Origin of the sequence: Paucisalibacillus algeriensis (assembly GCF_000577245.1) — a bacterium.
Classification (GTDB): Bacteria; Bacillota; Bacilli; order Bacillales; family Amphibacillaceae; genus Ornithinibacillus.
This window is the reverse complement of sequence record NZ_CBYO010000022.1, coordinates 486186-501003: the sequence shown is the minus strand read 5'-3', so window position 1 is coordinate 501003 and position 14818 is coordinate 486186. Positions and strand designations below refer to the sequence as shown.

General features: G+C 33.7%; 10 protein-coding genes. 9 read left to right on the top strand and 1 reads right to left on the bottom strand.

Annotated elements, in window-relative coordinates:
* From TY11_RS18555 to TY11_RS18535, 5 genes are all read left to right on the top strand, one after another.
* The gene (locus tag TY11_RS18555; protein WP_042149774.1) at window positions 1-7128 is read left to right on the top strand and encodes an amino acid adenylation domain-containing protein; all 7128 of its coding nucleotides are present in this window, start codon (window positions 1-3) and stop codon (window positions 7126-7128) included.
* On the top strand, window positions 7125-8045 hold the full coding sequence (locus tag TY11_RS18550) for a GHMP family kinase ATP-binding protein (protein ID WP_231495879.1): 921 nt from the start codon (window positions 7125-7127) through the stop codon (window positions 8043-8045). The genes TY11_RS18555 and TY11_RS18550 overlap by 4 nt, the downstream gene beginning before the upstream one ends.
* A gap of 20 nt (window positions 8046-8065) precedes the next feature.
* Window positions 8066-9010: a 2,3-diaminopropionate biosynthesis protein SbnA gene (gene sbnA, locus TY11_RS18545; protein ID WP_231495892.1), complete on the top strand. Its 945-nt coding sequence runs from the start codon at window positions 8066-8068 to the stop codon at window positions 9008-9010.
* Window positions 9011-9160: 150 nt separating this feature from the next.
* Complete coding sequence (locus tag TY11_RS18540; RefSeq protein ID WP_042149768.1) at window positions 9161-9415, top strand: acyl carrier protein; 255 nt, start codon at window positions 9161-9163, stop codon at window positions 9413-9415.
* 127 nt (window positions 9416-9542) lie between these two features.
* Complete coding sequence (locus TY11_RS18535; RefSeq protein WP_042149764.1) at window positions 9543-10508, top strand: ornithine cyclodeaminase; 966 nt, start codon at window positions 9543-9545, stop codon at window positions 10506-10508.
* Between the two features lie 107 nt (window positions 10509-10615).
* Here TY11_RS18535 and TY11_RS18530 read toward each other — a convergent pair whose 3' ends face one another.
* Window positions 10616-11872, bottom strand: coding sequence for an MFS transporter (locus tag TY11_RS18530; RefSeq protein WP_042149761.1), 1257 nt, complete (start codon window positions 11870-11872; stop codon window positions 10616-10618).
* A 200-nt stretch (window positions 11873-12072) separates the two neighbouring features.
* Between TY11_RS18530 and TY11_RS18525 the strand changes: the two genes are divergently transcribed.
* The 4 genes from TY11_RS18525 to TY11_RS20730 all read left to right on the top strand — a co-directional run bounded on the left by TY11_RS18525 (window position 12073) and on the right by TY11_RS20730 (window position 14792).
* On the top strand, window positions 12073-12705 hold the full coding sequence (locus tag TY11_RS18525; RefSeq protein WP_042149758.1) for a TetR/AcrR family transcriptional regulator: 633 nt from the start codon (window positions 12073-12075) through the stop codon (window positions 12703-12705).
* A 31-nt stretch (window positions 12706-12736) separates the two neighbouring features.
* Window positions 12737-13447 carry a 4'-phosphopantetheinyl transferase family protein gene (locus TY11_RS18520; protein ID WP_042149755.1) on the top strand — a complete coding sequence of 237 codons (711 nt, stop codon included), beginning with the start codon at window positions 12737-12739 and terminating at the stop codon, window positions 13445-13447.
* A gap of 288 nt (window positions 13448-13735) precedes the next feature.
* Window positions 13736-14617, top strand: a complete 882-nt coding sequence (locus TY11_RS18515; protein ID WP_042149752.1) for a methyltransferase domain-containing protein — start codon at window positions 13736-13738, stop codon at window positions 14615-14617.
* Window positions 14618-14645: 28 nt separating this feature from the next.
* A complete protein-coding gene (locus TY11_RS20730; RefSeq protein WP_197025122.1) occupies window positions 14646-14792 on the top strand; it encodes a hypothetical protein in 147 nt (48 codons plus the stop codon).
* The last annotated feature ends 26 nt before the right edge of the window (window positions 14793-14818 follow it).

The following is a 14818-nucleotide window of genomic DNA, read 5'->3' as shown; positions in this document are numbered from 1 at the left end:
TTGGATTATCTAGTGAAAGAGAATATTAGTGAACTGCAAATATTGCCTGTGACTCAAAGTAACCAGATATTTAAACAGTCTGATAAAGAATGGATCCTAATACAATATGAACTATCAGGTAAAGTCGATATTAACCAATTACAATTAGCATGGGACAAGGTAATAAAGTTTACTCCAATTCTAAGAAGTGTATATAAGGAAATTCAAAACAAATATTTTCAAATTATCTTAAAGGAACTGCCAAATGAAATAATCTACTATGATCTACATCAATGCCATTCAGAAGAAAAACATCAAAAGATAGAAGAAATGAATGAGCAAACTGTTCTAGTCATGGACATAGACAAACATGCCCCTATGAAACTTATACTTTATTACCTAGACAAGGAAGAATATGTTTTACAGTTACAAGTGAATTCTAAGTTACTAGATGAGCAAAGTATTCAAATCATTTTAGAAGACTTATTCAAATTTTATAGAGAAAACGATGGGTATGATAGCCAAAAAGACCATACTAGAAGCTCTTATAAAGAATATCAAAAATTTGTTTCTGAACAAGATTGGACAAATGGTAGACAGTTTTGGGACAGAAAAACCGAATCTATTGTTAATACATCTTTTTCAATAGAGCGTTTTTCAAAAAATAAAGTATCGTACAGGAATAGAAATAAGTCTAGACCTATTAGTGGGAAGCTCTCTCAAAAGTTTTCCAACTTAACAAAAGATGAAATATCAGTAATCTTACAAAGTGCGTGGGGAATACTATTACATTTATATAGCGGTGAAACAACAGTAGGTTTCCATGCAGCTACGAGTTGTAGACCGAATAGTATTCCTGATAGCGAAGGAAATATTGGATTGTTTTCACAACATGTACCTGTGGAAATGACAATCTACGGAGAAGAAAGTATTGTTGAAGTCTTGGATAGGATGAGAGGCCAATTACAGAAGATAAACAGGTATTCTTTTATCCCTGTTAATGAAGGACAACCAATCCATCATGAGTCAATAACTAGTTTGGTAACGATGAGTGAGTTTAAACCGATTGTTTTTGATGATGGAAAAATAAACGTACATCTTAAGGATATTATTAGAACGTGGCAACCTCCATTAGTACTTGAATTTAAGCGAGAACAAAATGAAGTACAGCTTCATTTTTCTCCACTATTGTATGATGAAAAAATGATGGAGAACATGCTAGCTCATTTCGTGACAATAATCAAAAAGTTAATAGAACAACCCAATGATTTCATAAAAGATATTTATATTCTATCTTCAGAAGAGGAACGATTGCTCTTTAGTTTTAATTCATGTTCAAGTGATTCAGTTCCTAAGAAATTTGCTCATCAAATAATTGAAGAAATGGCAGTTACTATTCCAAATAAAATCGCTATTGTAGAGAAATCAAGAAACATTAGTTATAAAGAGTTGAATGAAAAGGCCAATCAGTTAGCACATTGGTTTAGAGAACATGGGATAGGACGGGATGATCTTGTTGGAATATTCAGTAGCAGAAACATAGAAATGGTCATTTCTATACTAGCCACACTGAAAGCAGGAGCAGCTTATGTTCCATTTGATCCCGATAGCCCTGATACAAGAATACAAACGATGATAAAAGACTGTAATTTAAAAATAATGATGGCAACGAATTCGTTGTTGGAAAGAACCGTCAGCCTAATAAAAAACACAAAAACAGATACTATTTTTTGTATGAAAGGTCTTACGCCAGATGACACCATTACGGATTGGGGAAAACTTCAAAATTATTCAGTGCAAGATCCTACATGTATAAATAAACCGCAAGATCTGGCTAACATTTTCTTTACTTCTGGTTCAACAGGTAAACCAAAAGGTGCAATGGTAGAACATAGGGGAATGCTGAATCATTTGTGGGCAAAAATTGATTTGCTTGAATTAAATGAGGATTCAGTTGTCTCTCAAAATGCATCTCATTGTTTTGATATTTCAGTTTGGCAATTCCTTGCTCCATTAATGGTCGGAGGGCGTCTTCATATATATGAGAACAATATATCGAATAATCCATCCTCCTTATTTAAAAGTATTAAAGAAGATCGGATTACGGATTTAGAATTAGTTCCTACCATGATGGAAATGATGATTTCTACCATTAAAGATTATTCACCCCTTGATAAGAGTCTCCCTGAACTGAAGAATCTTATTTCTACGGGAGAAGCATTAAGTGCCGATTTAACCAAGGAGTGGTTAAGTACTTATGAAGGTCTACGTATAATAAACGCATACGGTGCTACTGAATGCTCAGATGATACAAATCATGAGGTTATTCAAAATCAACACGAAATTTCCAATACTGTACCTATAGGAAAGGTCATCCCAAACATGAATGCTTATTTACTAAACAGATATCTTAAGCCTGTTCCAATTGGATGTGTGGGAGAGATTTGCTTTTCGGGGATAGGAGTAGGAAGAGGCTATATAAATAATCCTGTTCAAACTAGAAAGGCCTTTATTGATAGTCCATTTTACTCGCAAGATCGATACAAGACACTTTATCGAACTGGTGATTTAGGGCGGTTTCTACCTGATGGAAGAATAGAATATCTCGGGCGGCTAGACCATCAAATAAAAATTAGAGGGCATCGAATAGAATTAGGAGAAATTGAGGCTGTTTTAATAAACCATGAAGATGTCCAAAAGAATCTTATTGTCAATCATCCTACTAGCAATGGAGAAAATAGTATTTGTGCATACATTGTAGCAGCTAAAGCGTTACAAAAAGATGATTTAACAAATTATCTGAAAGGCCAATTACCAGATTATATGGTCCCGGAACATTTTATTTTCATCGAGGACTTCCCGTTAAATGAGAATGGGAAAATTGATCGCAAAAGACTTCCTTCACCAAAGGATGTAAAAATTAATCGAGTAATCATGGAACCTCGTAATGATTTTGAGAGAACATTAACTCAAATTTGGTCTGATATCCTTGGAGTGTCCCAAGTTAGTATTGATGATGATTTCTTTAATCTGGGTGGTAATTCTTTAAGAGTTGTTCAGGTAAGAACTAGAATCAATGAAACGCTTAAGTTAAAGGTAGAGCTGGATAGCTTGTTTCGGATATCTAAATTAAAAGACTTGGCAGTTCATTTATCGGAATTGAAGGAAGAAAGTACCGAACCTATAAAGATCTCACCCGCACCTAAAAGTAATTATTATTCATTATCTAATGCTCAGAAGAGGATATGGTTTTTACACCAAATGAACCCTAAAGATACTTCGTATAATACTTATGGTAGCTATGAATTAAAAGGCGATGTAAATATTTCGCTAATTGTAAAAGTATTTAACCATTTAGTAGAGAGGCATTCTAGTTTAAGGACAGTATTTAAGATGGTTGATGGTAAACCAGTACAACAAATTAAAGATAATCTGACGATCGATATTCCTATTGTGAATCATATGCATCTAGATGAGAAGAAGCAAGAAATAGCACTATTGAAACTTGTAGAAGAGGCAGCGAGTAAGCCATTTGACCTTGAGAAAGGACCGTTAATAGACGGAATGGTTGTTAAGAGGGAGAAAGATTCGTTTATTTTGCTCGTTAGAATGCATCACATTATAACAGATGGATGGTCTTGGAAGATATGGGAAAAAGAGTTCTTAGAATGCTACAATGCCTACAAATATAACCGTTCAAGTCTTAGCAAACCTTTGCAGATTCAATATGTTGATTTTGCACATTGGCAGAGTACTTCCTTAGAGAATGGAGATTTCTCTAGTGATGAGGATTATTGGCTAGAAAAACTATCTGGTGAGTTACCTATACTTGAATTGCCTACGGATTATCCAAGACCACCTATACAAACTTTTGATGGTAAAACAAAGAGTATAGAGGTGAACAAGGAAACTTTCCAACAACTAAAAAACATATGTAATGAAACAGATAGTACACTTTATATGTCTTCCATCGCAATATTATCCGTATTACTAGCTAGGATTAGTGGTCAAAAGGACTTTATCATTGGTTCGCCTGTAGCAGGTAGACCAGAAATGGAATTGGAGAACTTAATTGGTCTTTTCATTAATACATTGCCGATTAGGTTACAGATACAAGGTAACCCTAAATTTAAGGACTTTCTCAAACAAGTAAAACAAGATCTCTTAGAAGCATATAACCATCAAAATTATCCTTTTGATGTATTAGTTGAGAAAATTAATCCAGATCGTGATTTGAGCAGAACACCAATATTTTCAGTGTTATCCCAGCTTAATCATTATGAGGAGAAAAATGAGGCTAGAGACTTTTCTTTTAAATCTATTTCATTTGAACGGAATACAACCAACTTTGACCTAGTTATTAATTTCTTAGATTTACAAGATAATTTAAAAATAGACATTCAATACAATGTAAATTTATTTAAAGAGTATACTATTGAACGAATGTTAACAAGTATCCAAGCCCTCATAGAGGAAATTGTTGAGAATCCAGACAAGCCAATTTATCACATTGGTCTAATTGATAGGGATCAATATCAACTCCTTGATGAATGGAATAACACAACTAGAGAACTTGATAGGAATGTATTAACCCATCAATTATTTGAAAGACAGGTTAGAAAGATACCAAATAAAACTGCGGTAATCTGTGATGGGCAAACATATTCTTACAAACAGTTAAATCAAAGGGCTAATGGAATCGCCCAATTGTTAAGGGGATATGACGTAAAAGGAGAAAATGTTGGTATTTGCACGGAAAGGTCAATTTATATGGTAGAGGCCATATTAGGAATCATGAAAGCTGGAGGAACATTTATACCTATTGATCCTACTCTTCCAGAAGAACGCAAACAATATATTATGCGTGATGCCAATATGAAATTAATCGTTACAGATTCTAATGAAATAATTTCAAACGGTGGATCTCCAATTACCATATTGAATATCCAAAACTCTCAACTACCTAGTGATCCATTCGTGAATTCTAAAATGGTTAGATACTCAGACCCTGCTTATGTAATCTATACATCAGGCTCCACTGGGAATCCTAAGGGTGTGAAAGTATCCCATCTATCCTTAGTAAACTTCCTGTTATCCATGAATGAAAAGCCTGGCATGAATGAGAATGATACATTACTAGCTGTTACAACATTTTCTTTTGATATTTCAATTTTAGAGATTTTATTACCATTGATAGTTGGTGCCCGAATCCAAATAGCTACCACAGAACAAACAAGGAATGGCGAATTATTAGCTGAATGTGTTGAAGAGTCTAAAGCAAATATTATGCAAGCAACCCCTGCTACATGGCGTTTATTACTTAAAGTTGGTTGGAACGGAAGTGACTATTTAGAAAAAATTCTCTGTGGTGGGGAAGCATTATCTGAGGATTTAGCAGAACAACTGATAACTAGGTGTGGTACCTTGTGGAATATGTATGGACCAACTGAAGCTACAATCTGGGCAACTATTAAAAGAATAGATAATAGTACCAATGTTAACATTGGTAGCCCAATAAATAATTACAAAATCTATGTACTAGATGAACACTTACAAAGAGTTCCTATTGGAGTAAAAGGAGAACTTTATATAAGTGGACTGGGAGTTGCAGAAGGATATTTAAATAAAGAACAATTGACCGAGAATACCTTTATCCATAACCCTTACGAAGAAGAAACGTCACATTTACGACTATATAAAACGGGTGATATTGTTCGATTAAATTCAGATGGTGAATTGGAGTATTTTGGTAGAAAGGATTTTCAAGTCAAATTAAGAGGATACCGTATAGAGTTAGAAGAAATTCAAAAAGTGCTATTAGGAATACCTGAAGTTTTAGAGGCTGTAGTACTGGTAACTAACAAAAAGGACGGAAATGAGCTGGAAGCGTATGTCGTGAAAGGAAACGAGATAAGTGAGGAAAAGATTCGTCAAACATTAATGGACAAGTTACCAGTATATATGGTTCCTGCTAGGTTTATAGAAATGGACAGTATACCGGTGAATAGCAATGGAAAAGTAGACCGGAAGAAATTGTCAACATATAGCCAAAAGATGTCGAAGAATACTTTCTATAAATCCCCAAGGAGTTTAATAGAATTTAAACTAATTGAAATTTGGGAAGATATATTAGGAATAAAACCGATAGGGGTTGATGACAATTTCTTCCTAATTGGAGGTCACAGCCTTAAAGCTGTAGAACTCATAAACCGAATCTATAACACATTTGGAATCAAGCTACCATTAACACTGTTATTTAAATCACCAACAGTAACGGACTTAGCCGTGCACATTAACAAAGGTGAGGAATTAGAAAGTAATAGTTTAGTCCAATTACAAAAGGGAACAAAGGATCTGGCACCGTTATATTTAGTTCATCCTCAAGGAGGAGGAGTTCTGAGTTATTATCACCTATCAAGGGCTATAGGTAGTGATTATACAGTTTACGGGCTACGAGCCATTGGTCATGAAACAAATGATAGACCTCTGAATACGATTGATGAAATGGTAGATAGATACCTTTTAGAGATAATAGAAAATAATAAAACCGGTCCTTATTATTTAGCAGGTTGGTCAATGGGTGGCGTTATTGCATATGAATTGGCAAATAGACTTGAACAATTAGGGAAAAAGGTTGGTTTATTGGGGCTGATTGACACACATTCAGTTTCAAAGCTAATTGGAGAAGAAAAAGAGGACAGGGGTTTTAGTTCCCCCCTAATACAATATGCAGCTTTAATGGGAATCGAAGAAGACTATAATCCATCTCTTAGTGAAACAGAGGGTTTAAAAATTCTACTATCTCATTCGATAAAAACAGGTTATTTGCCAAAGGATGCCAATATTTCTGATATGAAGCAAAGGGTGGATTTGATGATTAGTGGTTACCATGCATTAACAGAATATCAGCCTACTCAAAAGATTAAAAGTGATATAAATCTGTTTCGGGCAACTAAAACAGATAGGCTACCAATAGTGGAAGCTGAAGAATGGATCGATCACACGGATGGGAAAGTCCAAGTACATGATATTGACGGAACACATGATACGATTATCGGTACTCCACATGTATATACCATTGCGGATAGTTTGAGAGAATTATTAAAAAAGGACCAATCAAGGTTATCAAATATGGAGGTTATACGATGAATAGCAAAATATTAAATGTAAGTGTTAATGAGAATGTTAGGAATATGGATTTGCTAGTAGGTCATGGTTCCTCCTTTGGAACTTTTGGTGAATTGCTCCAAGGTGTTTTAGAGGAAACTCCTGCTGATTTCTTAGTTACTTTTCCAATTGATTTATATTCATATGCGGCCTTTACAGTAAGTCAAAATACAGATGATCTATCCGTAATACCAGCAGAAAAGAAAAAGTCAGTAAAACTTGCAAAGTTAATTTTAAATCATTACGGACTTCCATTGCGTGGTGAGCTGAAAATAAGAAGTGATATCCCGATTGGAAAAGGGTTAGCAAGCTCTTCAGCGGATTTAGTAGCAACAGCTAGAGCAATTGAAAATTGTTACGACTTTGTAATTCCCAAAGAGCAACTTGAAAAATTTCTATATGACATAGAACCTGGTGATGGTGTTATGTATGATGGTATTATTTCATTTTACAATAGGGAAGTAAAATTAATAAAATATTTAGGCTCATTACCCTCCTTGGTCATAGTAGGGTTTGATGAAGGTGGAATGGTAGACACAAGCGAGATAAATAACAATCCAAAACCATTTACATTATTAGAAAAAAAAGAATATAAAACATTACTAATTCAACTAGAGCATGCAATAAATAGTAGAAATTTAAAACAAGTAGGGGAGGTGAGTACGAAGAGTGCTATCCTAAATCAAAAACTTATTCCTAAAAAACACCTTGATAGTTTTGTAGAAATATGTAAAGCAGTTGATGGATTAGGAGTTGTGGTAGCCCATACGGGAACTTATATCGGGTTACTTCTTTCTTCGGAGGATAGACGATATAGCAGCCAGTTGGAGCAAGTACGGAATATGTTACAAAACCTTGTTGGAGAGTTACCAACAATATTTCATTCACTGGAATTTTAAAATTAGGAGGTGATAGTTTGATTACGAAACCAAAGTTAAGTAAGACAAATAAAATATTAGACGCGATTGGTAATACTCCAATTGTTCAATTAAGTAACCTATTTCCAGACCATAGGGTTATGGCCAAATTAGAAGGTATGAATCCAGGGGGAAGTATGAAGGACCGTGTTGCTTACTATATCATTGAAAACGGCATTAAATTAGGTTTAATAAATGAGGATACTCACATCATTGAAAGCTCTTCTGGAAATCTAGGTATCGCTATTGCAATGGTAGCTAAAATTTACAAACTTAAGTTTACATGTGTTGTTGATCCTAAAATTACAAGTACTAATGTGAAATTACTGAAGTTATTAGGGGCAAATGTAGTAATGGTAACGAATAAGGATGATTACGGTGGTTATCTTCATACCAGAATTGAAAAGGTGAATGAATTAAAAAATACTCTCCAGAATAGCTATTGGATCAATCAGTATGCAAATGAAAATAACTGGAAGGCACATTATTATGGAACTGCAACGGAAATGGTACAAAGTGAACATGAAAATATTGATTACTTTGTTACAACTGTAAGTACAACTGGAAGTATATTAGGATGTGCAAAAAAACTGATGGAACATTCGCCTAATATTAAAATAATTGCAGTGGATGCAGTAGGGTCCGTTATTTTTGGAGGAAAACCTGGTGATAGAATACTTCCAGGAATCGGATCAAGTAGAGTTCCAGAACTATTGGATGTTAATGTAATTGATAAACTGATATATGTAAATGATGAGGAATCTATTAATGGTTGTTATGAACTCTTAAAACAGGAAGCCATTTTTGCTGGAGGTTCGTCGGGATCTGCTATAGCAGCAATCCAAAAATTGAGTGCTGAAATTCCAATAAATTCAACTATCTATACTCTTCTTCCAGACAGGGGAGAGCGGTATATGGATATTGTATATGAACAAATGCTTGAATAAGTATCTTGATCTTCTTTTAAGGTGAGCTATGTAAACGGCTGTAACCAGAACTATGGAGCGAGTAGAACGGTTTTAGATGTCAGAATTATTAATATATTTAGATTGATTAGTGAGTTTTCAATAATATAACAAAAATAGGAGGTTTTAATGATGACAGTTATTAATAAATCGGAATATAAAGATAAATTGAGGGAGGTTATTACAGAAATAACAGGAATAAAAGATTTTAAAGATGATGATGTATTTACGGAATTAGGTATAGATTCTTTGACGGTACTTGAATTAATTCAAGAAATTGAGGATGAATTTGATATCCTTATTCCAGAAGAAACTATAGAAGAATATTTTACTGATTTTAATAGTGTTTATCAAAATATTATGAAACTAATGGATGAAAAAGAATAATATGGCCTATTAGTCTACTTGCTCTCATAATTCAAATTAATTTTTTTTCATTATCTAAGATTGAAAACCTGAAATAGAACTATATGTTATATGTTCATAATAGACTATATGAAATGAGGTAACTACTTTGTTGTATTTAAGTTCTCAAGATATGGAATCGATTCAGTTAGATTGGGTCAAGAATATAGAAGTCATAAAAAATACAGTTCAACTCCTTGGTAAAAAGCATTATGATCAACCTATTAAACCCTATTTAAAATTCGAGAATATTAGTAATCGTATTATTGCAATGCCAGCGTTTGTAGGAGGGGAAATAAACAAAGCAGGAATTAAGTGGATAGCTAGTTTTCCTGATAACATTAATATTGGTAAGAAACGTGCTCATTCAGTTACTATTTTAAATAGTGTGGAGACTGGTGAACCGATAGCGATGATAAATTCTCCTAAAATTAGCGGCATTCGGACTGCCTCCGTTAGTGGGTTGGTAATTAGTGAATTTCAAAAAGTTCGTAATAAAAAAGATATTACTCTAGGAATAGTTGGCTTTGGTCCAATAGGTCAACTGCATTTGCAAATGGTAACCACATTACTAGGCGATTCGATAAAGAAGATAAAATTATATGACTTATTACCAATTTCATACGATAATATACCCGAGAAAAGTAGAAAAAAGGTTGAGGTTGTAGAACAATGGGAGGATGCTTACGAAGACTCAGATATATTTATAGCTTCGACAGTTTCCGGTCAAGGCTATATCGATAAGAAGCCAAAAGATGGGGCATTATTACTTAATGTGTCATTACGCGATTTTTCTCCAGAGATTCTAAATTATACCAAATCAATAATTGTTGACGATTGGGAAGAAGTATGTCGTGAAAATACGGATATTGAAGTGTTTTATAAAAAGAATCTATTAAGAAAAGAAGAAACAAAATCAATTATAGAAATCATCTGTGAAGGAAAAATAAAAGAGTTTCCTGAGAACGATTCAATTATGTTTAACCCTATGGGGATGGCGGTATTTGATATAGCTATGGCTAGTAATTACTATGAATATGCTAAACATAATAAAATTGGAAAACAATTAGAATAAATCATGGGAAACTGAATCGGAAAAACAATAAAGCGGTAAGTATATAGATTTTACTTACCGCTTTACTATCAAGACACACATGAATCCTGAACCCAATCAATAAGAATTTATTTAGCTAGCCCTTCTTGTCTTACGCCTCCTATCCTAATCTTTTTGTACGCAAAGAATACAAATCCACATACTGACATTATTAATAATCCTGATGTTAAAAATACTCCACTTACCTCTATCCAAATGGCTAAAAGTGAGCCAATGGTTGGTGCGATAACCATCGCCCCGTTTACTAAGGCATTAGCAGAACTTGAAACTCTTCCCATTAGTTGTTGTGGTGTATGCAGCTGTAGTAAATATCCATAGCAGACTGAAATAGTTCCAATAGAAAGACCAATAATAAACCATATGGCTAACCATAAGGGAATTATTCTTGGAAGATAACCAAATCCTCCTAAGCCGGTTAAAATAAGCATTATACCTAAGAACAAAGCAGATATGGTTAGTATATTTAAATGGTTATACTTTCCACTCCACTGACCAATGGTTATGGCGCCAACCAGAGCACCCACTCCCACAATACTGATAAATATTCCGAAAACACTATCTTCTATTCCCATATCTTTTGCAAGTAAAACACCCAAACTATCAAATAAATATACTATAAAAAAAACAGTTCCGTTAAACAGAATAAGTATAAGAAGAGTCTTTTTATTTGATATAAATACAAGCCCTTCACGTAAGTCTTTCCAAAAGCCTTTAAATATTTTGTTCTTCTCTGTGGTCTCTTGTTTCTCCTTCTCCATTTTAGGAAGGAAAAGTAATAAGAGTGCGGATACTGTGTAACTAATAGAGTCAATTAAAAATGCCATCTGAGGTGTTGTAAATAGTAGTAAAGCACTTCCTAAAGCTGGCCCTATAATTTTGGAGCCATTTAAGGAGAGTTGACTTAGGGAACTTGCTTTTAATAATTGTTCTTTTGGAACAAGGAGTTTGATTGCACTTTGCCTTGCTGGATCAAAAAATGTTGTAAAGGTACCCCTAAATACAATTAGTATAAGTACTACATAGAAATTAGGAGCAAAAATTAAACAAAAAACTGTTAATGCTCGTAATAAATCTGAGACAATCATAACTGTTTTTAAAGGTAGTTTGTCGACGAATACACCAGTAAATGGACCAAGAATTAAACCAGGTAATCCAATCGAAATGGTTAATGATGCTAGTGCACCTGGTCCAAGCTCCCAGGAATAAGCGAATAATACTAGTAATGCAGTAAAGTCTAACCAGTTACCTAAATCGGAAATTACTTGTGCTGAAAAAAGGATACGAAATTTCTTTAATTTTAAAGGTTCAAATAGTGTCTTTTTCAAACTAATCACTCCTCATTATTCGTTTGATTAGTCAAAAAGTTTGATTGGGTAATCAATTTGATTGACTAATCAAATTTTAAAACAAAACAGGTATATTGTAAAGTGTTTTTCGGAATTTATTTGATAATTTATTCAATTGCCACAAATAGAAATTATGATTATAATGGTTTCATAAACCCTTTTAATTGGAGTTGTAAGAAGTGAACGAATTTGCTACGAAAAAAAATAGTAGAGAATTAAGGAAAAATATAATATTACATGAAGCAATAGCTCTATTTGCTGAAAAAGGATATTTTGCAACGACAATTTCAGATATTGCTAAGGAGGCTAATGTAAGCTTCGGGAGTGTCGCATATTATTTCAATAATAAAGAGCAGTTATTTGTAGAGGCGGTTACTGCTCCTTTCGCTGATGTGAAAAGATTGTTTGAGATGATTAATGAGGTAGAAGGAACACCTATCCAGAGAATTTCCAAAATGGTAAACAAGCAATTTATATCATTAACAGAACAACGCACACCTTTTCGCTTAGTACAATATGTTATTGGGCAAAAAGAGTTATTTCCTGAACTGGTAGAAAGAATTCTTCTGTTTTTTGATGAGTTAAAGGAAATTGTAAATCATACCATTGTTGAAGGGCAGAAAAAGGGGGAGCTAATAGAGATAGATCCGAATGTCGTATTTTCATCATACTTTTCCTACTTAAATGGTGTAATGCTAACCATAATGGATGAACCCTATCATCCAATTTGGAATGAGTTTGTATTACAAGGTATTAGATTGTTTGGACCTAGAGAGAATGTTATGGATCATTATCAAGAATGGATTCGTTAATGTGTTGAAACGTATTTGAGAGGGTGTGAAAATGTTAAAGGTTTATGCTGTGAAAATACCTGAAGAAATCAATGAAGAAGATTATCAAGTCCTTTTATCCTTTACTTCAATAGAAAAAAGAGAAAAGATAAAAAAAGTGAAACATAAGCAAAGTCTGTATCAGACCCTCATTGGAGATATAGTAATTAGGTTAATCATCCTGGAAAATAAAATAAGACTTTCAAATGAAGAGATTGATTTTGAATACAATCGTTTTGGTAAGCCTCGTTTAAAAAATGAAAGTAGTTTTATGTATAATATCTCCCATTCAAATGAGTGGGTTGTTTGTGTTGTTGATTCATGCCAAGTCGGAATAGATATTGAATACAAAAAGCCAATTGAGTTAAGGTATTTTGAGAAAGTATTCTCATTAGAAGAATTAATAGACATTAGGTCTAAGAATCCTTTCAATCAGCAAGAGTATTTTTATGATCTTTGGACCTTAAAAGAAAGTTATATAAAAATGATAGGAGAAGGCTTCTCCTACCCCGTTAGTTCTCTTACAGTTAAAAAAAATTCTTTAGTTGATATTCAACTAGTTAATTCAATTAACAACAGTAATCCATACTTCAAACAATATAACATTGATCCGAATTATACATTGTCTGTATGTGCTGAAAAAGAAGATTTCCCTAAGGAAGTAGTAATTTGGTCATTTTCTCGCATATTAGAAATATTAGCCTTTAGCAATACTAATTTATAGATCAGCACCTATAGTTTATAAGGCGTTCAAATAGAGCGCCTTTCTTTTGTACGTCAAGACATGGTGTCTATCTAGGTGGTGAAACTTCACTGTGGATGTAGTTCACATCTACTAGTCACTAGAGAAGCGAAAGGTACTTATCGAGAGGTAAGGGATGAAGGAAAATGTATTGATATGCTATATGATTGAAAGCGGTATTGGTGGGCTGACCTAGATGGAGCATAACAGGATTTTCAATAAAACACAGAGAATAGTAATTGTGATTTCAAAAAGAAGGGGAGGACATAAATGGAGGAATACTATTGGGATACTCAATTGGAGTATCTCAAAAGAACGAGAGATTTAAATTATAATGATGACTATTTAGAGTTTTTAGTAAGTAGAGTTTGGAAGATTTCTAAACCGGTACATATTATTGATTTCGGTTGTGGATATGGGTACTTGGCACTAAAATTATTACCGCTCTTACCAAAAGGATCCAAATATACAGGAATCGATAAAGGCCAACAGCTTATTAATAAGGCGATAGAATATTTTAAAAATCTACCTTATGAATCTGAATTTTTTGTAGCGGATTCGAATGAGATAGAATTAGAGGATAAGTATGATATTGCCGTTTGTCACGCTTTTCTATTACATATGTCCGAGCCAAAAAGTATGCTTCTAAAAATGGTAAACTCAGTCGTTAATCATGGAATGATAATTTGTTTTGAACCACATTGGATTTCGGGGATGTCGTCATATGAACTCGAAGGTTATGAACAATCACAAATTGTACCACTTGGTATACTACAGAAATTGTTCGAAGAGAGTTCAAGAAAAGCCGGATTGGATGGCAATATCGGAGTAAAATTACCTCAATATTTGTATGAACTTGGTGTGAAGAACATCGAGTGCAGAGTCAGCGATAAGGTGAATATCCTCCATCCTGATATGAATCAACAAGATAAGCAAAAATTGTTTTCTTCTCTTAAAGAAGAGGGCATAGGCGGGGAGCCTGTGAGTGAAGAACAGTTTATTGAGCGTTTATTAAAACGCGGGATCTCATTTAAGGAGGCACAGGATCAGTATGAGGCTGAACTCTTGTTTTCTCAAGTGTTTAACATGGATTCCTCTTTAATTTACGCCCCTAGCATGAAAATTACTTATGGAGAGATAAGAGGACAGTAACTAATTTTATTGGAGATAGGAGAAGAGGATGGAATCACTATTATTAGTTATGATTTTTGCTGGTGTATTTGCAATATATGATGCATTAAGGAAGGTTAATAATAACCTTCTTGTACAGACTGAAGAGATTAAGAAGATGCGAAATGAATTAGTAAAGAGTAATAGAAAGTATTAAAAATAGCAGGCGAATTGTTTTATTAA